This is a genomic window from Marinomonas sp. A3A (genome assembly GCF_018336955.1).
GTDB lineage: Bacteria > Pseudomonadota > Gammaproteobacteria > Pseudomonadales > Marinomonadaceae > Marinomonas > Marinomonas lutimaris.
Map to the genome: position 1 here is coordinate 3,962,865 of NZ_CP025532.1, position 24,488 is coordinate 3,987,352.

At 41.0% G+C, this 24,488-nt stretch carries 19 protein-coding genes; 13 read left to right on the forward strand and 6 right to left on the reverse strand.

Going from position 1 to position 24,488, the window contains the following annotated elements:
• Window positions 1-101 precede the first annotated feature (101 nt).
• Window positions 102-779: an HNH endonuclease family protein gene (locus CYL31_RS18645; RefSeq protein ID WP_249411628.1), complete on the forward strand. Its 678-nt coding sequence runs from the start codon at window positions 102-104 to the stop codon at window positions 777-779.
• A 400-nt stretch (window positions 780-1,179) separates the two neighbouring features.
• Here the strand turns inward: CYL31_RS18645 and CYL31_RS18650 are convergent, their stop codons facing one another.
• From CYL31_RS18650 to CYL31_RS18660, 3 genes are all read right to left on the reverse strand, one after another.
• On the reverse strand, window positions 1,180-2,841 hold the full coding sequence (locus CYL31_RS18650) for a DNA/RNA helicase domain-containing protein (RefSeq protein ID WP_212916635.1): 1,662 nt from the start codon (window positions 2,839-2,841) through the stop codon (window positions 1,180-1,182).
• 1 nt (window position 2,842) lies between these two features.
• On the reverse strand, window positions 2,843-3,178 hold the full coding sequence (locus CYL31_RS18655; RefSeq protein ID WP_212916636.1) for a nucleotide pyrophosphohydrolase: 336 nt from the start codon (window positions 3,176-3,178) through the stop codon (window positions 2,843-2,845).
• Between the two features lie 442 nt (window positions 3,179-3,620).
• On the reverse strand, window positions 3,621-4,913 hold the full coding sequence (locus tag CYL31_RS18660) for a tyrosine-type recombinase/integrase (protein WP_212916637.1): 1,293 nt from the start codon (window positions 4,911-4,913) through the stop codon (window positions 3,621-3,623).
• A gap of 499 nt (window positions 4,914-5,412) precedes the next feature.
• Here CYL31_RS18660 and CYL31_RS18665 point away from each other — a divergent pair, with 499 nt between their 5' ends.
• From CYL31_RS18665 to CYL31_RS18710, 10 genes are all read left to right on the forward strand, one after another.
• Window positions 5,413-6,168, forward strand: coding sequence for a hypothetical protein (locus tag CYL31_RS18665; protein WP_212916638.1), 756 nt, complete (start codon window positions 5,413-5,415; stop codon window positions 6,166-6,168).
• Between the two features lie 279 nt (window positions 6,169-6,447).
• Window positions 6,448-6,957: a PBECR2 nuclease fold domain-containing protein gene (locus CYL31_RS18670; protein WP_212916639.1), complete on the forward strand. Its 510-nt coding sequence runs from the start codon at window positions 6,448-6,450 to the stop codon at window positions 6,955-6,957.
• A gap of 449 nt (window positions 6,958-7,406) precedes the next feature.
• Window positions 7,407-8,054, forward strand: coding sequence for a hypothetical protein (locus tag CYL31_RS18675; RefSeq protein ID WP_212916640.1), 648 nt, complete (start codon window positions 7,407-7,409; stop codon window positions 8,052-8,054).
• A gap of 270 nt (window positions 8,055-8,324) precedes the next feature.
• Window positions 8,325-8,936 (forward strand): Yip1 family protein, encoded by a 612-nt coding sequence (locus CYL31_RS18680; RefSeq protein ID WP_212916641.1) that lies wholly within the window; start codon window positions 8,325-8,327, stop codon window positions 8,934-8,936.
• Window positions 8,937-9,247: 311 nt separating this feature from the next.
• Window positions 9,248-12,046, forward strand: a complete 2,799-nt coding sequence (locus CYL31_RS18685; protein WP_212916642.1) for a monovalent cation/H+ antiporter subunit A — start codon at window positions 9,248-9,250, stop codon at window positions 12,044-12,046.
• On the forward strand, window positions 12,046-12,411 hold the full coding sequence (locus tag CYL31_RS18690; RefSeq protein WP_212916643.1) for a Na+/H+ antiporter subunit C: 366 nt from the start codon (window positions 12,046-12,048) through the stop codon (window positions 12,409-12,411). The genes CYL31_RS18685 and CYL31_RS18690 overlap by 1 nt, the downstream gene beginning before the upstream one ends.
• Complete coding sequence (locus CYL31_RS18695) at window positions 12,412-13,923, forward strand: monovalent cation/H+ antiporter subunit D (protein WP_212916644.1); 1,512 nt, start codon at window positions 12,412-12,414, stop codon at window positions 13,921-13,923.
• On the forward strand, window positions 13,920-14,405 hold the full coding sequence (locus tag CYL31_RS18700; RefSeq protein ID WP_212916645.1) for a Na+/H+ antiporter subunit E: 486 nt from the start codon (window positions 13,920-13,922) through the stop codon (window positions 14,403-14,405). Before CYL31_RS18695 ends, CYL31_RS18700 begins: the two co-directional genes overlap by 4 nt.
• A complete protein-coding gene (locus CYL31_RS18705; RefSeq protein WP_212916646.1) occupies window positions 14,399-14,668 on the forward strand; it encodes a K+/H+ antiporter subunit F in 270 nt (89 codons plus the stop codon). Before CYL31_RS18700 ends, CYL31_RS18705 begins: the two co-directional genes overlap by 7 nt.
• 9 nt (window positions 14,669-14,677) lie before the next feature.
• Complete coding sequence (locus CYL31_RS18710; protein WP_212916647.1) at window positions 14,678-15,055, forward strand: Na+/H+ antiporter subunit G; 378 nt, start codon at window positions 14,678-14,680, stop codon at window positions 15,053-15,055.
• On the opposite strand, the gene amt is transcribed toward CYL31_RS18710, so the two are convergent.
• Window positions 15,030-18,086 carry an ammonium transporter gene (gene amt / locus CYL31_RS18715; RefSeq protein ID WP_212916648.1) on the reverse strand — a complete coding sequence of 1,019 codons (3,057 nt, stop codon included), beginning with the start codon at window positions 18,084-18,086 and terminating at the stop codon, window positions 15,030-15,032. The genes CYL31_RS18710 and amt overlap by 26 nt on opposite strands.
• 263 nt (window positions 18,087-18,349) lie before the next feature.
• A complete protein-coding gene (locus CYL31_RS18720) occupies window positions 18,350-20,377 on the reverse strand; it encodes a hypothetical protein (RefSeq protein ID WP_212916649.1) in 2,028 nt (675 codons plus the stop codon).
• Window positions 20,378-20,751: 374 nt separating this feature from the next.
• Here CYL31_RS18720 and CYL31_RS18725 point away from each other — a divergent pair, with 374 nt between their 5' ends.
• The gene (locus CYL31_RS18725) at window positions 20,752-21,042 is read left to right on the forward strand and encodes a hypothetical protein (protein WP_212916650.1); all 291 of its coding nucleotides are present in this window, start codon (window positions 20,752-20,754) and stop codon (window positions 21,040-21,042) included.
• A 22-nt stretch (window positions 21,043-21,064) separates the two neighbouring features.
• On the opposite strand, the gene CYL31_RS18730 is transcribed toward CYL31_RS18725, so the two are convergent.
• Window positions 21,065-22,582 carry a Ppx/GppA phosphatase family protein gene (locus CYL31_RS18730; protein ID WP_212916651.1) on the reverse strand — a complete coding sequence of 506 codons (1,518 nt, stop codon included), beginning with the start codon at window positions 22,580-22,582 and terminating at the stop codon, window positions 21,065-21,067.
• Between the two features lie 531 nt (window positions 22,583-23,113).
• Here CYL31_RS18730 and rho point away from each other — a divergent pair.
• Window positions 23,114-24,379 carry a transcription termination factor Rho gene (gene rho / locus CYL31_RS18735; RefSeq protein WP_072842412.1) on the forward strand — a complete coding sequence of 422 codons (1,266 nt, stop codon included), beginning with the start codon at window positions 23,114-23,116 and terminating at the stop codon, window positions 24,377-24,379.
• The last annotated feature ends 109 nt before the right edge of the window (window positions 24,380-24,488 follow it).

Below are 24,488 nucleotides of genomic sequence, written 5' to 3' on the forward strand. Positions count from 1 at the left end.
GTAAAACCTCTGTGCGCACTCTTAACTTACTTTGAGTGCTCCAATCGATTACACTCTATCCATCACTTATGGATCATTGTGAGCGCCACGAAATGCAATTCATGAAGACACTACTAACATCACTTCTACTTCTATGCCTACTCCAACCAGCTTGGGCTGTTCAACCAATAAAGAAGTCTAAATCTTCCATATGTCACAGACCAAACACAGAGTATTACTCTCGAACAAAGAACTTTACAGCTTATGAGACGATTGAAGCCTGTCTTGGTAGTGGGGGGAGATTACCTAAAGGCCAATCCTTAACTCCTTCTCAGAATCCCTCTAAAGCATCTACAACAAGTAATTCTAAGGCTGAAAAATATAGCCGCAATCAGTTCGGTAATGGTTGGGATGATGAAGATAAAGACTGTCAGAACACTCGCCAAGAAGTTCTCATTTCAATGTCCACAAACCCAGTGAGATTCGCAGATGACCGGCAATGTCGTGTGACATTTGGGCGTTGGATCTCAATGTACTCGGGAGAAGTTATCTTTGACGCATCTAAGTTAGATATTGATCATATAGTTCCACTGAAATGGGCATGGGAACATGGAGCTCAGTCTTGGAGTAAGACTAAGCGAGAACAATTTGCTAACGATCCGGTCAACCTTGTTGCTGTAGAAGCATCATTAAATCGGCAGAAAGGTGCTAAAGGATTAGACGAATGGTTACCCCCAAAGAATCGGGAGCAGTACAAAGCACGATTTCAAAGGGTGACCTTGAAATATGGCTTAAAATAGCTCAGGAAGCTTTTCAGGCATACCTTCTGTATTATTAAATCATAGAGGATCTCTAACAATAGCAAGGACATACACCAGTATATCTTTTGCCTGTTTATGAATTATTTGTCACCATTTAATGCAGTTCAATCACATCAACTTCTGATCCATTAGCTTAAAGCCGTCATAGAGCTTACTGCTCCCCCAGAGCGATTGTAGCAGGCCTAAACCAATAATCAGCTTTGACCACAGATTGATTTTCAATAAGTGGCTTTTCTAAGCTAGTTTTTCGTGTTTTAGTACACTTGAAATCAAATGAATAATGTCAGATCAATTCTTATTTGCACAAATAATGGGCTCTACTAGGGCTTAGAAGAGCTCAACACATGTGACAGAACAAAGCAGAAGAACAAAAAAACCTTTAAGCTAAATTTTCTTTCAGATATGCAGAAAGCTCTCGATCAACACAATATATGTATGCCCCCTTCATGCCCCGAAGAATTAGGGTTTTATATGCGTTCTTAACTACCTCATCCAAGGTCACACCCTCTTCTGTACCTACTATCGGTTTCGCTTTAGTATCTTTAAAATTTTCACCAACAACCTCAACTCTCCCTGTCTGTTTTGAATACTGTAGGTCTGACCCAATAATAAGACCAACGTAATTAAGGTCGTATCCCTGAAGCGTATGAATGCATCCTATTTCATTCACTGCACCTTTAGAATTAACCCAATCGATATTAGTCGTATTCCATTTAAAGCTATATCCACCAATAGAGATGTCGTTTACTTCTTTATCACTCTTATTCCAAGGCCAAGCGAAGCCTGCAACAGTCCGGCATAAACCATGCTCCTCATCACGCGCTTTGATAGCTTGAACCATTTCGTTAACGTCATCAAAAACCTTGAAGTCGTAATTTTCAAGTTTATAGTTTCCACAACCTTGAAGATCGCCATTAAAAAGGTCTTGTACGAATTTTATGAAATCCCCCCCACCTTGAACTCGCATTTGCTGTAGTAATGATAAAGGGGGACGCTCTTTCATTAAGTCTTTAAACCTTTCTTTAGGCAGATCAGATGCTTTGACTGTTTGCGCATGATCATAAAATAAAACTTTCTTCTTGGACTTAACATTTAGAACATCTAGCTCATCATGCGCACCGACAGTAAGACCACTCCTAATTAATGCATCGTCATATGCTTTATAGCCCGTGATCTTAGTTCTTCTCTTTAATCGATGAGCTTCATCAACTACTAAAATATCGTAGGGTTCCTTTGACTTTGAAACATCTACTGGAGCAAGAACCATATCAGCACTTAGCCCGCTAATTTTTCTAAATGCTTTCTTTAATGTCTCTCTTAATGGTGCAACAGGTACAACAATTGCTGCCCGAATACCGTTAGTATACTTGGCTCTAACAGCGACAATCTTCATTAAAATTTCATGAGATAGCTCTGTATTAAAAACTTCAAACTCATCTTTGGAGTCAGCTAATAGCTTGATTAGATAAATTGCTAATATGGATTTACCTGTTCCAGCACCACCTCTCACAATTTGATTCGGATCTTTACTCAAAATAAAATCAAGGATATCGCCAAGAGCCTCAAATTGATCTTCGTTTAGAGACTTGTAAGGAGAAAACTTGAAAAAATCCATATTCTCGATTTCAGCAAGTGTTTGCTTAAATGAAAACTCAAGCTTTATATATCTCCAGCAATCATGAAATAGCTCTTCATATAGATCCTCTTTCTGATAATAGTCATGATTAACAACGCCAAGATTACCGTTCATGAACTTCCCATCAAAGATTGGAGAAATATACCTGATAAACTTTGACTCATAATCCAAAGCAGCTGACTTATTAAATCTATCTTCTAGGATAAGATATATTTTTTTGAAACCACATTCTGACTTATTTTTAAGGTGAGACCTCATTCTAGAAAGAACACGAGTAGTTTCTCCAACATAAAATGATTTAGTTCCAACAAGAAAATAAACAACTGGCCTGTTTTCAAATTTTCCAATTGAGTTCTTCAGTGCTTCTAAAGAGTCAAAGGAAAATGGAAAAGATTTTAATTCCATTTTAAATGTCCGTATATTTTTTATAAGAGCCTTTTGACTGTGAAATAGGATACTTCTCAGCGTTTAATTGAATCTTTTTTTCAACAATATCAAAAACATCAAGATCAAACCTATCTGCAATCAGAAGTGCATAGCAAAATACATCTGCGAGCTCCTCTTTGACTTTTTCAAGATTGGCTTCTTCTGGGTCTTTCCATAAAAATACTTCAAGCAATTCGCTTGTTTCAATATTCAAGGCAATTGCCAGATCTTTGGGGTTATGAAATTGTGCCCAGTCCCTCTCATCTCGAAAAGCTCTCAACTTCTCGATCAGGTGTTCAATTCTTTTAGTTTCCATAAGTATTAGGCTCTAATTTAATTGCATCGCTTTTTGTAAGCTTTGCTCTTTTGTGCGCATCATGAATAACATACTTATTGATGATTGATCTTACTATTCCAAAGACTTCTTTCAACCATCAATAATAGAGTTCACTTGACATTGAGTCAGCACGTTAAAAGTTTCTTAAGCTACAACTGTAACACTAGCTAAAAGTCTACTCCAAGATTTGGAGGCCTTCTCAGGATAACCTTGCTCTTTGTAAGATCAAGTGTGATTTCACCCTCAAGCTCATAAGTATCAAAGGTCAGTGTTTAAAGCCTTTTTAGAGCTCCTCAAAAGCCATAGCAACGAGTTTTTCTAAAGCAACTAAGTACAACCTTGATAAGTTCGAGCATAGCTGGGTTGATAAAGACAAAGAATGTCAAAACACACGCAAACTAATACTAGCCTTCTCTCCTAGTTATTTCTCGAATGGATAGTCAATTTTTAATACTGCCTCAAGTTTTGCCTCATAGGTGTAGCCACCCGAGTAGAGCCCATAAGTTAACGTATCATGATCATGACCAATAATCTGTGCGGATAGGTTCTCAGGAACATTAGCATTCTCCAAGAGAGTAGCTACTGTTTTACGAATTGAGTGAAATACTTTCGCACCATCAAATCCCATACGCTTTTTAAGCCTACCAAACCTCTTACCTATAGCACTTGACCTATCACCTGTACTTGGGGGAGCTTTAAGACCTGATAGTACGTAACTATCTTGCGACTCGTTCAAAAGCCGCTTAATTAAAGGGCTGAGCTTCGGATGTACTGGTATATCTCTATATCCAGCTTTTGTCTTACTGCTTGTTACCTTTAGAAGCTTCTCACTGCATGAGTCCACTTTTAACTGACATAACTCCTCAATTCGACAACCAGTGAACATCCCCAAAAATATCAAATCAGCTAGCTGCTGGTCTTTCTTAGACGCTTCCTTCCAAATCGAAACAAGCTCATGAGACTCAAAAGGGAGACGCTCTTCGGTGCGCCCTTTGTTTTTAAGAAGCATTGCTCTTTTTTTCTTCTCTTCCTCAGCAACAAACCGCGGCATTTTGAAAGGGCAGGAGTCTAAAGGTACAAGGTCGCGATACTCCAAATAATTCCAAAAGTTTCTAGCAGCTTTAAACCTTCTATCGATACTGGATTTTGAAAGAGGCTCTGGATAATACTCTCTCCCCTCAACCATCAGTCTAGCCCAGTTCCTTACTCCTTTAGCTGTGATTGAGCCTACTGTTGGGAAAAAGTGCATGACTTCTCGACCAACACTTGCGTAAGAACTTCGAGTTTTCACCTTAGTTGTTTTTATCGAAGCGACCCAGTCATGATAGTGTTCCGAGAGAATTATATCTTTACCAAAAGCTATACCCGCTATTTTCTCAGCTTTAGCCTCCTTTCCTTGCATTCTCAGCTTATCAACTATGTCAAAAACAACTTCATGTATCACCAGAGGATCGTCATTATGTTTAGTTGGATTCTCTAGTTCTTTTCGTAGACTTAAGGCAAACATCGTGTCCTGATCAAACGATATCCTTCTTGCTGTTTCTATTTGCCTCTTCCAGTCAGAGACATAACCCATCGCGATATTAGTGGCTTTTCGTTTGTCTGCTTCACCAGTACTCTTCGAGAATTTGGTCTTGCCGAAGTGCTCATGTAGCTCTTTAGGAATTTTTAGAACTGCATAATATAGATTTCGTTTTTTCTCTAAATAGCCCATCTTGATATACCTAAAATAAACCAATTACCCCCACGTATTACCCCCACATTTTTATAAGATAATCCATAAAAATCAACACTTTCAGTAGGTTAAAACGGTATAGTTTAGATCCCCCCCGCCTCCACCAATTAAAGGCTTGATTTTAAAAGGGTTTGCACTTTTTAAAATGAAGTCGACACACAAACGACACACTGTTTGTAGGTCAAATATTAAAGGGAAGCCTAGCGGTTTCCCTTTTTTATTGCTCAAAATCCGCGATCACCTTTTATCTATTCAACCAATATACGAACACCCCGTTATAAGTCTGCATCGAAATAGCGACTCCCGCCAAGAAAACCTTTACACTTTTGAACTAAATAAAACACTACGCAAATAGCGAAACGGCTTGATTATAGAACTACCGAGACATGACCATACCCGTTCAATACTTGAGCAAACTTAAAATAATTAGCACAGCGTGTGGTCTGGTCTGGTCATCCGATGATTTAGGGAGAGCTTCATGGAAGATAAAAAGAAAGATTGGCGATTTTGGGTATTTCTAATTCTATCTATTATTTGGAGTATCAGAGTTTCCTGGCTCCTAATCGAAGATCAATATTTCTCAGGCTTTAGTGGTTCAATGCCATTAAATGAAGTAGGTGACTTTCTAGCTGGTTCTTTTAGCCCTCTTGCATTTGCATGGCTCGCTTATGGCTATTGGATGCAAAATAAAGAATTGAAAAGCAACACTGCAGAATCACAAAAAGCATACAATTTAGCTAGCGATCAACTTAAATTTCAAAAAATAATTTATGAGAAAGAACTAGACGACAGAAAAAGAAAACTAATGCCAATATTTGTTCAATCAGACTTCAAAATAATAGGCAGCCACTCTTTAAAAGTAACTATGAAAAACATTGGAGCAAGTGTTAAAGAGGTGTCTACTTTAAACATTAATAAATTTAGTTTTCTTGACTTTGGAGCAAGTTCAATCATAGAAAAGTGGCCTAATTCAGAAAGAGAGGCTATTACAGTAACAACAGAAACAGACCTTTATACACTAGAGGCAAGAGCTATAAGCATAACAGCTGAAAACTTTGAACATGTAGAAATCGCTAAGAAAATTACTTTACGCTTTATAGATAATGAGAATTCTCAGTGGAAAGTAACAGCTTCCATTCTAGGAGCACTGCATAATAACATACTGACAATTGATATTGATTTTGATCAAAAAAATGGATACCTAAATGCTCATAGAATAGGGGAAGAAATGTGAGCATAAAAAAGTATCTACGGGCTAAGAAGTCCCCTTTCGAGTTAATAGTCGCGGTAGTCGTTAGCACAAGCTAGTCTTTTCTACTAAGACCGAGTAAGAGCGGTTCCAACGTTAACCATTGCCCAGCTTGTAACCCAATCCGATGTAAACCATTAGTTTCTAAAGCCATGGTAGCCTTATAAAAACAACCATGGGATACTCGCTTTTATCGCAAATAATCTATTTTAAGGAAAAAGTAGATTGAATCTCTTGTCTGCCTATTAAGGAAAATACACTTTAATGTCTAAGCGCGACAAATCACAGTCCCAATGGAATGAGCTAGGACTAGATGACCTTAGATCGCTAGAATCCGAGCAACGCCTTCCTTGCCCAGGGCTGATAGATGCAGCTCAAGATTTTGACTCCGCCTTTCAGATTTTACTGGAAGCCTTTAGTCTAGAAGGCCGATCAGATTCAATTAAGCTGGAGACTCAACACATTGGCTTAGTTGATATAAAAGGCAACGATTTAAAGCACATAGTCGAAAAAAGAAGTGATGCAAGAGAGCGCTTCGTTCATTACGCTTTGACGACTATCCACGACCCTTTCGAAATCTGGCTATCAGAATATGAAGATAAAACCCAACGTTTTCAGTTTATTGGCAGCTTCAAAACTAAAGCCCAAATGCTTGTGGTCATTGCCAAATATGAAAATCAAACACTATGGAACTTCATGCATACAGACGCTAAGAAGTTGAACAAACACAGATGTGGAAAGCTAATTTACCAAAGAAAAAGGGTAACAGAATGAACTGCTACCCTTTTAAAATCTAAGCCCTAATTATCCATGGGCAATGGAGAAAGGTCGCACCCTAACACAGATACTTACCTATCTATGGGGTTCTTCCACAAGTTATGGGCAGTAAGGCCAACTCGCTTCTCGCTTTCGATATTAATGATAGTACGAACACCAAAAAATTGAAATTGATATTTCCTATTAGTGTACAAAACGGCATTAGCAGTGCAAATACAGGCACCAAATCACACTTTTAAACAGTAAAAAATCGTCACCCAGAAAACGTCATTCAGATTCCAAAACACGAATATAACCTGCTTCAATACCATCGCATTACTGCCACTTTAAAGTAAGGTTTTTGAAAAATACGTAAAAGGCGAAGGACATATCTCGGTTTTACTCTCTATCTATGTTTTCATGTCTGTTGGATAATTGTTTTTTGATACGCAATGGAGAACGCGACTATGAGACTTTTCACTTTTTTTGTGCTGTTTTCGGCTCTTCTCTCGGGCTGCTCATCCAATGTGAAGTTGGCAGGACAAAATGTTAGTAATGTTGACTCAAATGTAGATATTGATAAATCCGCTACGATTGCTGTGGTTCCAAGCAAAGAAGGCGATGATCTGACGAATAAGCGATACATCCCCGATATTATCAATGCATTGAAAGAGCGCGGCTTTACTAATGTCTCGGATTCTCAAAACAATCCTGACTATCACCTATCGGTTAACTTTACGTCAGAAGAAACCACAGAAACCAAGAAGGTTCCTGTGTTTAATAACGAGCGAAATATTCCTTATACTGTTTGCCGTAGAAACCCAAGCACAGACGCACGAACCTGTGTTACACGCTACCGTCAATTTATGGAGCCTATTGTTAGCGGTTACGATAAGGTAGATACACCGACTAAAGTTTATACATTTCAGTACAAGCTGACGGATAAGAAAAACAAGTTAATTTTAGATTCTAGCAATACTGTGGTTCACCCAACTTGTTCGAAATGGAAAATGTTCGAGTTCTTGGCAAAAGAAACAATTGCCAGAGCCAATTTCAATGACCCTGTCGACAAACCTTATGCAGTTGAAATGAAAGAAGACTATAACTGCCAATAAAAGTTATCTAGAAACAACAAGCTAGGTGCGGCTCACCTAGCTTGTTGAGTTTATTATTTATCTATTTCTCCATCTACTGTGCTTTCCTGCTCGTTCCGTTTACTACTAAATAGTCTGAGCAACTGAGTACTTATAAAAAAACGTTATCATCTTTTCAGTCTATTTCTGCGTATCCATCTATACTGTATATAAGCCACTTTTGTTTGGGCGTGGCTGTATCAGGACTTTTTCCAAATCCATTATGCTCACGTTGTGAGACAGGGGGAATCCATGATCAATCATGTTTGGGGTCTTATTCATCATCCAGATAAAGAGTGGCGCGAAATAAATAAGGAGCATGAGTCAGTAAGCCATCTGTACTTACATCATGTTCTTTGGATGGCGGCCATTCCTGTTGTCAGTACCTTTATTGGGACGACACAGTTTGGTTGGACGTTCGGAGGTGACGAAGCCATCAAGGTGTCTTTTATGGATGGCCTTGGTTTAGGCGTACTGTTTTATGCTCTGATTCTTGTCGCTGTAGCGATGGTCGGTAGTCTAATTCACTGGATGGCGCGAAACTTCCCGAATCGCCCTCCTCGTCAAGAATGTATAGTGTTTGCGGGGTATATTGCTACACCCATGTTTTTAAGCGGTATCTTTGCTATTTATCCAATCATTTGGCTATGTTTGCTCGCTTGTGTGACAGGTGTCGCTTATACAGGTTACCTATTGTATCGCGGCACGCCGAGCTTCTTGGGCATCAGCCATAAACAAGGTTTTATTCTTTCTAGTACCACGCTTGGTATAGGGGTTTTAGTGTTAGAGGCTTTGTTGGCTGCTGTGGTACTACTTTGGAGTCTCGGTTCTGAACACAGCATTGTGTGGAGCTTCTTCCAATAACGACTCTTTATTTAGTCTGATAGGCAGACAAAACCAGCGCCTTTCTTTAGCAAGCAGCGGAACTTTTTCTGCTGCTTGCTTTCTTATGCTTACTTATTGTTGTCACTAATTTATGATACTTTTCATATGCCAGTGGTTTTAGGCTATTGATTAGATTGATAAAAGGCTATGCTTACAGGATCATTACTCTTCTTATTTGTAGAATGAACCCTGTTAAATAATCACATTTAGAGAACGATTGTTAGGACAACAACCATGCTCGCACAGTACATTCAAACTATATTGCCGCTCACTAGAAAGGAGTTTTGCCCTTGAGCTCACTTATTTGGCTACCTTTTCTTCCTTTATTAGGTACGTTAATCCCGCTTATTACCGCTCGCTTTAGTCGCACCGCTTGTGCGTTTATGACAGCTGCATTACCTGCTTTAACTCTCTTTTTAGTCCTTACTCATGCTGGTGATATTTTCCAAGGGGAACGTTTTCTCGCGGCAATTCCTTGGATACCAGCCATCGGATTAGAGCTGGCCTTCCGTTTGGATGGCTTGGCGCTGTTATTCTCTATTTTGATTCTGGGCATTGGTTTACTGGTTATTCTGTATGCCCGCTATTATTTATCAGCGAAAGATTCCATTGGTAAGTTTTACTCTTACCTAATCCTTTTTATGTTCGCCATGCTCGGTGTGGTGCTGTCTGATAACTTGATTCAGCTGTGGTTTTTCTGGGAATTAACAAGCATTAGTTCCTTCTTGTTGATCAGCTTCTGGGGACACAAAACGGAAGCGCGAAAAGGCGCTAGAATGGCGCTGACGGTTACTGGCGCTGGGGGCTTGGCTTTATTAGCCGGCTTGCTGATTCTTGGTAATACGGTTGGCAGTTTTAGCCTTCAAGATGTTTTAGACAATGGAGAATTAATTAAAGCCAGCGCTAATTACCCAATTATTGTTGTTTTGGTTTTACTTGGTGCTTTCACTAAGTCTGCGCAGTTTCCATTCCACTTCTGGTTACCTAATGCCATGGCTGCACCAACACCAGTAAGTGCGTACCTACATTCTGCCACAATGGTAAAAGCAGGTATTTTCTTGATGGCGCGGTTTTATCCAGCGCTGGCGGATACTGACCTTTGGTTCTTGATCGTGAGCCTTACTGGTCTTGCTACTTTCCTTGTCGGCGCTTACATCGCGATATTCCAACATGATTTAAAAGGGCTGTTGGCTAACTCGACCATCAGTCATTTAGGTTTGATTACCTTATTACTCGGCATGGGGACAGACCTTGCCGCCGTAGCGGCCATCTTCCATATTATCAACCACGCCATTTTTAAAGCGTCTTTATTTATGGCGGCAGGTATTATTGATCATGAATCTGGCTCCCGCGATATGCGTCAGTTAAATGGTCTCTGGAAATACATGCCTTATACGGCGACTTTGGCTATGGTGGCATCTGCATCCATGGCTGGCGTGCCATTGATGAATGGCTTCTTGTCGAAGGAGATGTTCTTCACTGAAACCTTGCATCAGGCATCGCTTGGCTCTTTGTCTTGGTTTATTCCAGTACTGGCGACTTTAGGCGGCGTATTTGCCGTTGCTTACTCAATGCGCTTTATTCACGATGTGTTCTTTAATGGTGAGCCAATTAACTTACCTAAAACCCCTCATGAGCCACCACGTTACATGCGCGTACCAGTAGAGATCTTGGTCGCCCTTTGCTTAGTAGTCGGCATTTTCCCAAGTTTAGTTGTTGGCGACCTATTGTTTGCGGCGGCAAGTGCGACGCTTAATGGGCCAGCACCAAGCTACAGCCTTGCTATTTGGCATGGTTTTAACTTCCCATTATTGATGAGTGTCATCGCGTTGGCTGGCGGCTTGTACATGTATCACAACCGTGCTCATATGTTTAAGTTCCAAGCGCAGTTTCCAACCAGTGATCCTAAGCTGGTGTTTGAGGGGATAATCCAATACCTGACTAATAAAGCCAGTCGCATTATTACTTTCACAGAAAATGGCTCGCTGCAGCGCTATATTTTCTTTGTCTTAGCTTTCGCCATCGTGATGACGGCATCGACCTTGATGAAGCTAAATACAACTGCAGGACAACGTCCTGAGATACCTCTTGATGCATTGTCTATCACTTGCGCTGTGCTTCTATGCGTTTCCGCTTTAGCTACCGTGGTATGGCACAGAAGACGGGTTATCGCTTTGCTCACCCTGTCTGTTGTAGGTTTGATTGTTTCGTTAGCATTCGCTCAGTTTTCAGCCCCTGATTTGGCGCTTACTCAGCTTTCGGTTGAAGTTGTGACGGTGATCTTATTGATTTTGGCGCTGTTCTTTTTGCCACAAAATACACCAAAAGAATCCTCTCCTCGTCGCGTCGTTCGCGACTTGAGTCTCGCGTCGTTAATTGGTGGCGTGGTCGGTACTATTTCTTATGCCTTGATGACTCGCCCTCTCGATACGATTTCGACCTTTTTTACCGAGAACAGTAAAACTGGTGGCGGTGGGACCAATATTGTAAACGTGATTTTGGTGGATTTCCGTGGCTTTGATACCCTTGGTGAAATAACCGTATTGGGGATTGCCGCACTAGGGATTTACAAGTTAATCGCTAAAATGCGTCTTTATATGCCTTCTAGCAACGATAATGGCTTGGCTTGGTCGGAAGATCGCTACCCGATTCTTTTAGCTGTGATTTCACAGAGTTTGTTGCCATTAGCACTTTTAGTATCTGCGTATATTTTCTTACGCGGGCACAACATGCCGGGGGGTGGCTTTATCGCCGGTTTAATTACATCGGTTGCCATTATTCAGCAGTATGTGGCGCACGGCGTTGACTGGATTAAGACTCGTCTCAAGCTGGATTATCAAATCATGATTGGTTCAGGCATTGGTATCGCAACCCTAAGTGGTTTGGGTAGCTGGGTCTTTGGTCATACTTTCTTGTCATCTTGGTTTGATTACTTCTACTTACCAGTGATTGGCAAATTCGAATTAGCCAGTGCCATGGTTTTTGATCTTGGTGTTTTCCTTACTGTGGTTGGTGCAACTATGTTGATTCTTGCCAATCTAGGTCAATTGACCACCAGTGAGCGTCCTATTCAAAAGGAGCATGATTAATGGAAGGTTTATACGCGTTTTGCGTTGGCTTATTAACAGCCTGCGGAATCTTTCTTGCATTACGAGGCCGCACTTTTTCCGTCGTTATCGGCTTAACTCTATTGTCTTACGCAGTGAACTTGTTCTTGTTTGCCAGCGGCAGACTAAAACTCAATGCCGCAGCTGTTCTGGGCGAGTCTGAGCAATACAGCGACCCACTTCCTCAGGCGTTAGTGCTAACGGCTATTGTTATTGGTTTTGCGATGACAGCCTTTGCAGTGATTTTAGCAATGCGTGCTCGTGCTGATTTAGGCAATGACCATGTTGATGGCACTTTGCCAGCACAACCCGGCGATGCTTCGCAAAAATCAGGAGGAAACCAATAAATGCAGCACTTGAGCATTTTTCCAATTCTGATTCCTTTGCTATTTGGCGCCATCATGCTGTTGCCGCCAATATCTCGGGATATCAATTCACAACGTATCACATCGATTGTCGGCACCTTATTTTTACTGATTTCATCAGCCGCTTTGCTTTATCAAATAAATACCGAAGGAGTTCAGCTTTATGCCCTAGGTGGCTGGCAAGCGCCTTTTGGTATTGCATTAGTTGCAGACAAAGTTTCTAGCCTTCTTGTGCTATTAACTGCTTTTTTGGCTTTCTGCGTGATGCTTTATTCAGTAGCAGGACAAGACAAAGGCGGTGCGTATTTTCATCCTTTGTTTATGTTCCAAATCATGGGCATCAACGGTGCTTTCTTAACGGGCGACATCTTTAACTTATTCGTCTTTTTCGAAGTCCTGTTAATCGCTTCCTATGCACTATTAATCCATGCTGGTGGCAAGCAGAAAACTCAAGCCGCTCTGCACTATGTCATTCTTAACCTTGTTGGTTCTAGCCTATTCTTGTTCGGTCTTGGCATTTTATATGGCACGCTTGGAACACTGAATATGGCAGACATGGCAATCAAAGTCGGCCAACTGCAAGGTGAAACCGCGACATTAGCAAAAACCGGTGCATTGTTATTATTAGTTGTATTTGGCTTAAAAGCGGCCATGTTACCAATGCATTTTTGGTTACCGAAAACTTACGCTAGCGCTAGTGCGCCAGTCGCGGCGCTATTTGCCATTATGACTAAGGTGGGGATTTACAGCATTTTCCGTGTCTACACAGTGATTTTTGGCGACGATGCTGGCGAATTAGCCAATATTGCCACTCCTTGGTTATGGCCAATGGCTTTGTTAACTATCACCATTGGTACCATAGGTGTATTCGCAAGTCCTGGAATCAAAACGCTTAGCGCAAATTTAGTTATTATCTCCAGTGGCAGTTTGCTTGCTTGTGCTGCAATCAATTCTGAAGCCGCAACCTCTGCGGCTCTGTATTACATGGTGCACAGCACCTTAGCATCAGCAGGATTATTTTTACTAGCCGATGTTATGTCTCGCCAACGCGGCAAAGCTGAAGACCGTTTTGTTCGATCTCGTCCTTTTATTCAACCTAGATTACTAGGCTTTGCGTTTGCAATTTCTGCCTTAGCGTTAATAGGTATGCCACCATTATCTGGGTTTGTTGGCAAAATTATGATACTGCAAGCAACACAGTCTTCGGCGCAAACTATGTGGGTTTGGCCGTTGATTCTAATTGGTAGCTTGGCAGCATTGATTACTTTCTCAAGAGCTGGCACAACGCTATTCTGGCGTCACAATGGCAATGTAGCTGCAGAAGCAGAACCTGCTAAAACCACTGAAATAATGGGTATCGGATTATTGTTACTAGCGTCTCCAATTCTGGTTATATTTGGTGACGATATCAGTGAATTCACTCAACAAGCAGCACATTATCTTCACGACATCCAAGCTTCTGCTTATGCTTTATTACCAGGAGTAGCACAATGAAGTTATTCCCTATGCCATTCCACAGCCTACTACTGTTTGTAGTTTGGCTGTTATTGAACAATTCGGTTAGTGCTGGCCATATGGTGCTGGCGGTTTTCTTTGCGATCACCATTCCGTTACTAGTAAACAGTATGCGTGATGAACACCCAAAGATTCTTAAACCTTGGCTGGCGATTCGTTATGTACTCATGGTGTTAAAAGATATTTTGACCGCCAATGTGCAAGTGGCGTTACTGATTATTGGCCCAATCAAGAAACTAACACCTGGCTTTGTCGCGATTCCGATCAATATCGATTCAGACTTAGGCATCACAATTTTAGCCAGTACCGTGTCTCTTACACCAGGAACCGTGAGCGCAGAAGTATCGAAAGACAAAGCGTGGCTATATGTCCATTCACTTCACCTAGATGACGAAGCTGAACTGATTAAATCGGTTAAGCAACGCTATGAGAAGCCAATCAAGGAGATATTTGGATGCTAAAGATAACCATCACCATAGTGGCGGTGTGTATTTGCATCGCGTTGATTTTGAATTTATGGCGCCTCTTAAAAGGCCCAACTTTATCAGACAGGATTTTGGCGCTAGATACCATGTATATAAACGCTATTGCTTTGATTTTGCTCTACGGCATTTATGTAGAAAGCGCATTGTATTTTGAAGCGGCGCTATTAATTGCCATGCTAGGGTTTGTCAGTACAGCAGCTCTATGTAAATACTTACTTCGCGGCGACATTATAGAATAAGGATCAGTTATGCCTTTTTATCTCGAAATTATCATCTGTGTGTCTTTACTTATTGGCGGTGCGTTTCTTTTGATTGGTTCATACGGGCTTGCTCGTTTGCCTGATATATATATGCGTTTGCACAGTCCAACAAAAGCATCAACATTGGGAATTACTGGTGTTTTGGTAGCCTCGATGATTTTTCAAAGCCACTTGAAAGGATTCCTATCCATCCAAGAGTTTTTGATTACTTTATTTCTGCTAATTACAGCACCTGTAGCGGCAAATATGATAGCTAAGACAGCGCTGCACTATCGTATTAACCCCATTGAAAAAACTCGAAACCAAGAGCTTATGGAAACGATCCGCGACCGAGAAACACCTAAAGCGCCGCAGGATCAACCATAAGAAGTTTGGCAATATCTGAACTTATCATGGGCTTATGATAGTAGTAACCCTGAAAGATCTCACATCCTAAAGATTTCAACATCTCAGCTTGCGGAGCGGTTTCAACACCTTCCGCAACAATCACTAGTTCTAAACTACGCGCCAAATGAATAATGGTTTCGCAGATCTTAGCATCTTCGGTATGAGTATCGCATTCGTCAACGAATGATTGGTCAATTTTCAAAATATCCAGTGGTAAGCGCTTCAAATAACTGAGCGATGAATACCCTGTGCCAAAATCATCCACTGAGATTCTGATGTCTAGTGCTTTCAGCTCTGCCATTACTTCAATACAACGCTGAATATCCTGCAGCAGAACCCCTTCGGTAATTTCAATCTCTAGTAAAGATCCATCAATACCGTAATCGCTCAGCTTCTGTGAGATATAAGGCACGAGAGACTCGGACACCAGATGGCGACCAGAAAGATTCACCGCAATAGGGACAATCAGCAAACTTTGGTCACGCCATGCTTTTTGCTGCTGTAACGCTTGGTCAATCACCCATTCATCAATTCTAGAGATCAAGTTAGATTCTTCCGCCATTGGAATAAAGTCAGCGGGAGAAATAAGGCCTTTGGTCGGATGATTCCAACGGATCAGCGCCTCCAAACCAAGGATGTTAGTTTTCTCCATAAAGACTTTGGGTTGAAAAACCAAAGAAAACTGCTCAGATGCAAGCGCATCATTAATTTCTTTCTCGAAGCCAAATTTTTTCGTAACGATATTGGCCATTTCAGGAGTAAAGAATTGTGCATTATCACGGCCTTTTTCCTTCGCCCAATACATAGCGATGTCGGCTTGCTGAATAAGCTTGTCGGCATCCAAACTTTGCTCGCCGGTATAGGCAATACCGATACTCGTTGGGATCGTGAAATATTGCTCGTTCAAATGTACAGGAGCTCGCATGGCCTCTAAAATTTGTTGCGCTCGCTTCGCCAAACGACTTTCGGTGACATCTTCCGTCATCATAAAGACAAATTCGTCGCCGCCCCAACGAGCAATAACATCAAACTGATCAGACACTGCAATTAAACGCCTTGCCACTTCACACAACAACTCATCACCCGCTTTATGCCCTAACGTATCATTAATAATCTTGAAATTATCCAAATCTAAAAACAGCAATCCAACGGACGTTTTCTGCTTAGTTGCAAAGAGCAAAGCGCTAATAAGGGAATCCATTAAATAAGTTCGATTATATAAACTGGTCAAAGGATCGCTGTACGCTAGAAACTTCAAGCGCTCCTGTAACTTTACATGACGAGTCATGTCCCTAATATGAAGTGTGTACTCACTTTCTTGTGAAGAGTCTGCATTCGCCTTAGTAATCGCAATTTCAGCTGGAAAATCATTGCTAGGACTTCGCTGTAATCGAAATGGATTTCGTCGATTAAGAATCAAGCCATTTGACGTTGAGAAGCCGGAGTTCAAGCTCTCAAAAATCTTTTTCCTATCTTCTTCACGGACAAAAAGACCAATAAAGCTCTTACCCTCAACTTGTTTTTTGAGACAGCCAAATGTTCGTTCTGCCGCTGGATTAAATTCCATGACAGAGCCAAAACGGTTAATGGTCACGATACAATCCATCGAAGAATTCAATATTGCAGACTTACGCATTTCACTTTCTTGAAAGCGCATCAAAGCATCGTCTCGTTGTGCAATTTCGGTGCTTACTCGGTCGATAACTTGATTGTATTTTCGAGCAATCTGGCCTACTTCCGTAAAAGGCTCTTCTGGTACAGGTGTAGAAAAATCCGCATTATTTTGTTGGTATTGCATGGAGGTCAATAAATCAAATAGCTCAGTTGTCGCCCTATGCTCTGCGACGTTCAAACCTTGCTCTTCTTGCTCTTTGCTTGCTCGTAGCGGCATAAAGCGATTTAGCAACCACATACAGGCATAACCCACCACAAAGCAGTAGATACCAATAACAACAATACCTAATGCTTGCACCCCAAGCTGTTCTACAAACCCTAATCCATTATCAATTTTATCTGCTTGACCAAACAGAGCGACACTCAAAGTCCCCCATACACCCGCAAACAAATGTGCAGGAACCACATCGAGAGCATCATCTAAGCGACAGCGCTCCATCAATACACTACCGAAATACACCACCACACCAGAAACAGCGCCAATAACAACAGACGCCCCAGGTGAAACGACATGACAAGAAGCGGTAATACCTACCAAACCGGCAATAGTTCCGTTCAGCACAAAGCCGACTTCAATGTAACCATCACGGAAATAATTAATACCTGCGGCAATAAGAGCGCCCCAAGCAGCAGAAATAAAGGTATTTAGTATGATCATTGGCACGGCATCCGTTAGCGCTAATGTGCTACCACCATTAAAGCCAATCCAACCAAACCAAATTAGTAATGTACCTAGAGCAGATAACGGGAGATTATTACCCGGCGGTAAACGGATGCCTTCTTCAAAACGCCCCATGCGAGGCCCTATAATGATAATCGCAGCCAATGCAACCCAACCACCAACAGAGTGCACTACGGTAGAGCCAGCGAAATCGATAAAGCCAAGTACTTCAAGCCACCCCTGCGGCCCTGCTGAAGGATAAACACCAGACCAAGCCCAATGCCCGACAATCGGATAAATAAACGCACTTAATACTACAGTAATCGCCAAATAGCCGATAAATGTCATGCGCTCAGCAACCGCTCCAGAAGTGAGCGTCGCAGCGGTACCACAGAACATCATCTGAAAAATAAAGAAGCTTATTTCCCAAGGCGTGTGCTGATCATCAAAAAAGAAATCGCTAGCGCCAAATAGCCCTGCAACAGAGTCACCAAACATGATGCCAAAGCCAAACAACCAAAATAACGTCGTCGATATAATAAAATCAGATATGTTTTTTGCGGCAACGTTAATGCTGTTTTTACTGCGGATACGGCCACTTTCTAAGCACAAAAAGCCAGCTTGCATCATAAATACAAACGCAGAGGCCACCAACAACCAATAGTATTCTGCCATATACATCCTAAACAGTTAAAACCGCACCAAAAAGACTCATGCTAAATAACGTGGGGCAAATAACGCACACCATACAAGGGCACAAGAACAAAATCGTAAAGACAAGCAACAAAAATAAAAGCGCTAACTTAGTCATTCAATAGTTAAGCCAACTATTGAAAATACCAAATCATAAAAAAACAGGACGACAAAAAAAGGCTACTCAAATGTTCATTGAGCAGCCTTTCCAAACAACCATCAGTATGTAGGTTCTCTAAACGAAATTAACCATTTAGCGTAAGAACATTGGTTTTGCTGATGCGATGACGATAAATTTCACGAAGATATTTGATCGCATTTTTAACGTTATTTATATCCAGACGAATATCGTTAATAGAGACAAAACGTTGGTTATTATCAATCAGTTCACGGTACTTTTTCTCGTACATAGGTTTAATTGCATACCAGTTTGTGTCTAGAATTTTCGCTGGATTTTCATAAGTCGTAAAGAACTTATCTACCAAGGCGTCATCAAAATCATCATCTTGAATCATTTTAATAATCGCTTTGTCTATTTCATCCGTGTATCGGTAATCATCACGAGCAAAACAACGCTTCATATAAGCGACCATTAGCGTTAAAAAGTCATCGCTTAAACATGGGCTTTTAGCAATAAGTGTCGTTAATGACAAGTTTGCTGATGCACCAATAACAAGCGCGTAACGCTTTAATGTTGTATTTGGACATAAACGGTTCAAGTGCATTTTTAAGCGATTCAATGCGGTGAAAGACAGTTTGTAGTCTCTAGGCAATGAAATAATAGAAACGATAGACGAACAGTTCTTAAAGAAATGCAGATGGTTCAATGCCGTCGCATCATAACCACTTTTACGATAGTTCTTAATCGCTTCTCGGTATCGATCCGATTCAACAGGCAACACACTGACACCTTCAATCGCGGATGTGTCGTTATTAAAGTGTGGTAACTCAATTGAGCGACAGAACAAGTCATCAATATCAACACTATCCTGACGTGTCCCTTCGTTCACCACGCTTTCGGCGTAAGCCACAGCAACAGGGCCAGCTAAACTCATAAATAAGTCATTAGCGTCCAAACGAATAGTTTCAGCAATATCGATGCCAGCACGACGGAAGTAGTCTTCGTCATAATCTGTTGTGACAGCTTGTGCAGTCAAGATGTTAAAAATTTGCTGAGAAATATACTGGTTAGCGTATTTCTCCATAGTATTCACATCAATGTTATCAGAATCTCCGCCGTTCTCTTCCTCTGCATAACGCATAATATCGTTGGATATCAACATCATAGAATTCCACGGGCGAATACGTTCCATCACATCAGCAGGTACTTCGTCGTCTTCACGTTCTTCGTTGTACGAGAAATTCCATTCTTCTGAAATGTATTTGGTCAGCAAACGACCAGCGTTGATGTGTAATGCTTCCGAAATCTCAACATTTTTCCCTGAGATGTTCGGCAAAATACAAATGCCAGAAGTAAAAATAGGCTCAAAAACAAAGCTATGACGTTTATCCGCCATTTGACTCTGGTCGGAACGATAATCAAAGGTTTTACTTAGGTAAGAGAATTGTTGTGCTAAACCAAACTCAGACGCCATACCAGAACCGGTACCGCCACCAGCACTAAAAATATAAAAATAAAGGCGCGATTGATTGGCCTTAATGCCACAAGAATCAACCAAATAAGAATGCATCTGCTTCCAGTTTTCGTTACGGAATGTCGTCGCATCTTTATTTAAAATAATTTTCGCGAGATATTGCCCTAAAATCGGAGCATTACCCGCACCACCAGCATGGACTTCAGATAAATCCATTATTTGTAATTTGGTGTATTCTTCTAAAAACTTCGTTCTACCTTCTTGATTAGAAAAACGAATCCTTCCTTCAATATCTTTATCTAAATCACCAAGTAAAACGATAGGCTCAATCAAAAAAACTGGCTTAAATCCGTCCTTACTTTCGAGTGGCAAATGCTTACGAATCCAGCGCATAGGTCGAAATTCATGCTCACTATCTAGTATTTCTTGGTTTTCTACTTCTCGCATATAATTTGTTCTAGCATCGTATACTAGAGATGCGACATCCAATGCGATATTAGAACCACAACGTCCCAAACCAATTAGACATACAGATGGAAACACCTGTTCATTTACGCCTTCTTCGTCTGTCGTTTGTGGATGTATTCGATTACGAACTACGTCCAAATTTTCTAAGATCTGTTCTAGGTTTGTCTCAGTAAAATAAAGATGTTCTATTGGGAGATTTTCTTGGCTCATGCGGCATCCTTTTTGAAGCAAATAACTACAACAGATAATCATTCACGTTATCAACCAAACAACATGATATTAAAGCAGAAGGTTCACCTGTTAAATGCACTATTTAATTAATTTTATTGCTGATAGACATTGTGCAAACAATATCATCCTTACATAACAATGACACTAATATGGTGAATGCGTGCACAAAATAAATAGGAAAATGGTTACTTTGAAACGCTCTTGAGAGAGATCAACTGGCTATTTAGCGATATAAAAAGTTATTTCCTGAACTCACGATGCGTTGTGGATAATACTGAGAAGAAACATACACACAGATCATTTTTTGTACTATTCTATAAAGTATCTCAAATAACATATCTCAGGTGGATGTTTTGTCGATCTCATCTGTATCTAGCAAACCTTTGTATCTGCCTAGCGTCACAACGTCGGCGGATGTTTCTGTGCGCCAAGATTCACCGCGGCAACAAGACCCAGTTCAACTGTCAGATCGTGCTAAACAGCTACTAACCGCACAACTAGATCCAGAAAAATCGGAAGAAAAAGACAATGAAGGGAAAGAGTCTGTGCAAATTTCGTCCAGTATTGGACGACTATCGCGAGTAACAGGGCTTCAGCGAGAAGAAGTCGCTGCTTTGTATAGATCTATTGATAAACTAACCTAAACCAAAGCAGCGCTTTTTTCACTCAGCTAAAAGTAAGAGTATACCCATCGGAAACGAGCGATTCAGCCTCTCTCTGGAGATTGGCCAAAGTCAAAGGTCTACTATCTAACCATTCAGGTAAGAACTCAGCATGAAGACTTTTGTTATCCGCTTTTAAAGTAAAAATAGGCATGTCGCCTTCTTTTCGGTCGTGGTGCAATAAAATCGATAATCTTAGCAAAATAGACAAGCGGTCTAAGTCCTGCTGATCACTTTTCGTAAAGCGGTAATCTAAAGACTGAGTAAACTTGCGTCGATGACGAAGAATTAAATTCGCCAACGCTTGTTGCTCTTGCTGAGAAAAGCCTGGCATGTCCGATTCACGGATAATGTAAGCGCCATGTTTATGATATCTGCTGTGCGAAATACCTGCCCCGACCTCATGAAGTAGACCTGCCCAACGCAATAAATCTTCGCTGGAAATACTGTTTAAATTCCAATCATCTTTCACTTGGGCTAATGCAGATAATGCGGTATGCGTGACGAGTTTTGCCTGCTCTGTATCGATATGATATTGGTTCAACATATAGTTAACGGTACGCTCACGGATATCGGTTTCAGCGTAACGCCCCATAATGTCATACAGAACACCTTCCCTTAATGCACCGTTCGAAAAATCCATTTGCTTAATATCAAAGCATTCAAATACAGCAGTCAATATGGCAATACCAGCGGCAAAGGTGCTTTTTCGCTCAGGTTTTAGACCAGGCAAATCGATATTGTCAGCATGCCCTGCAGCAAACAACGCTTTTTGAATTTGTTTCAGCGCTTTTAACGTAACCCCCTTCTTACTCCAATTATTTTCCTTAACAATATTGAAAGCCGCTTTAACTGTACCTGACGAACCAATCGCCACATCCCATGTTTCATCAAGGTAATCGTCTTGGATGCTAAGTAACTCTAGACGAGCTGCAGTGACTGCTTTTTGAAAGTTAGACTTATTGATGACACCATCATCAAAAAAGCGCTGTTTAAAACTCACACAGCCCATGTGAAGACTTTCCGTTAATATTGGCTCTAACTGCTTACCGATAATAAACTCGGTGCTGCCGCCACCAATATCAACCACCAAACGTTTTGCATCGCCATGATCCATTGTTCTGGATACACCCACGTAAATCAAACGCGCTTCTTCTCGACCCGCAATAATTTCAACAGGATGACTCATGATATCCATCGCTTTACCGATGAAGTCATAGCGATTTTTGGCAACCCTTAAGGCATTGGTACCAACAACACGAACAGAGCCAGGCGGCATGTCTTCGATGACTTGCGCGAACTGTGCTAAACAATCTAAGCCCCGCTGTTGGGAAGCTTCATCCAAATGGCCATTAACCAAACCAGCGGCCAACTGAACCTTTTCTCCAAACTCTCCAGTGATTCTTAACTGCCCATGAGTAACTTGGGCGACAACCATATGAAAGCTGTTTGAGCCTAAGTCTATGGCCGCAATTTTTTCAAATGGGAAGTCATGAGATTGTTGCAAAAAGAGTGATTGCATTCAAAAAGCCTTATGATGCCGAAGTCTTAATAAGGACAAGAGTATATCAGTTACTGATCGATGTCATTGGCAACAAAACCCCAAAAACAACGAAGTATTTGATGAATTTTTTATAAAATTTAGCGCCTTTTAATGAAAAGCAAGGCCTATTAATGACTTAATTCAAAAAAACCGCCTAGCTGAGGCCGCGAAAAGCCTGAGTTTGATCAAAAAATTACCAGAAAGTGTTTTTTTCCTGAGTTTCACTATAGACCTCGCCTTTAAGTCGAACTATAGTATGGATGGTCTTGATAGTGATAAATCAGTAATCAGATCACATTTAGATCCCAATCAAATTGTTTCGCGCTGTATTGGCTTTTGCCCTATCCGGGCTTGTTTAAACCTGAACAAAAATTTAACCATCTTGTTCTGTGTTTTTGGTGCCGAGTAGCTGATACATTGTAAAATACTTCCAGACACAAATTATTGTTACTAATTGATTAACTCTAATTCCGTCAATTTTCCTCAAATGAGCTAATACAAAACCCGTTTATGAACCTTACCGACTTAAAACAGAAATCAGTACACGAACTTTTAGAAATCGCAGCAGAAATGGGCCTAGAAAACATGGCTCGTTCTCGCAAGCAAGATGTTATTTTCTCAATCCTAAAGCGTCATGCAAAAGGTGGGGAAGACATTTATGGCGACGGTATCTTAGAGATTCTACAAGATGGCTTTGGCTTCCTTCGTTCACCTGACTGCTCATACTTAGCAGGTCCAGACGATATTTATGTATCACCAAGCCAAATCAGACGCTTTAATTTACGTACTGGCGATACTATTGCCGGAAAAATTCGTCCACCAAAAGATGGCGAGCGTTACTTTGCTCTACTAAAAGTCAGCGAAATCAACTTTGACAAGCCAGAAAGCGTTCGTAACAAAATTCTTTTTGAAAACTTAACACCCTTATTCCCTGATGAACGCCTATTGATGGAAGCTGGTAACGGCTCTACTGAAGACGTGACATCTCGTATCATTGACCTTGTTGCCCCAATGGGTAAAGGTCAACGTGCATTGGTTGTTTCGCCGCCGAAAGCTGGTAAGACGTTTATGTTACAAAACATCGCCAATGCCATTACTCGTAACAATCCAGAATGTCATTTGATTGTGTTACTGATTGACGAACGTCCAGAAGAAGTAACCGAAATGTCTCGTACCGTTCGCGGAGAAGTGGTTGCCTCTACATTCGATGAACCACCAACTCGCCACGTTCAAGTAGCTGAAATGGTACTCGAAAAAGCAAAACGTCTAGTGGAGCATAAACGTGATGTTGTTATCCTATTGGATTCCATCACACGCTTGGCACGTGCCTACAACACTGTTATCCCTTCATCAGGCAAGGTATTGACTGGTGGTGTGGATGCAAACGCACTAGAACGCCCAAAACGCTTCTTTGGTGCGGCACGTAACATCGAAGAAGGCGGTAGCTTAACTATTATCGCAACGGCGCTTGTTGATACAGGTTCTAAAATGGATGAAGTTATCTTTGAAGAATTCAAAGGTACAGGTAACTCCGAATTGCACCTAGACCGTAAAATTGCTGAGAAACGTACTTTCCCTGCAATCAATATTCGTCGTTCAGGTACTCGCCGTGAAGACTTACTGACATCTGAAGATGAACTACAACGTATGTGGATTCTTCGTAAACTACTGAATCCGATGGAAGACGTTGCAGCAACAGAATTTTTGATTGACCGTCTAAAAGTAACTCAAACTAATGATGAGTTCTTTGAGTCAATGAAAGGCAAAAATAAATAAGTAGATACTTCTGCAGCGAGAAGTCTGCGGTAGAAAAGCCACTTTACGAAGTGGCTTTTTTTTACTTACATAATCAACCAAATTCCGCCGCTACCATCTTTAGGGAGCG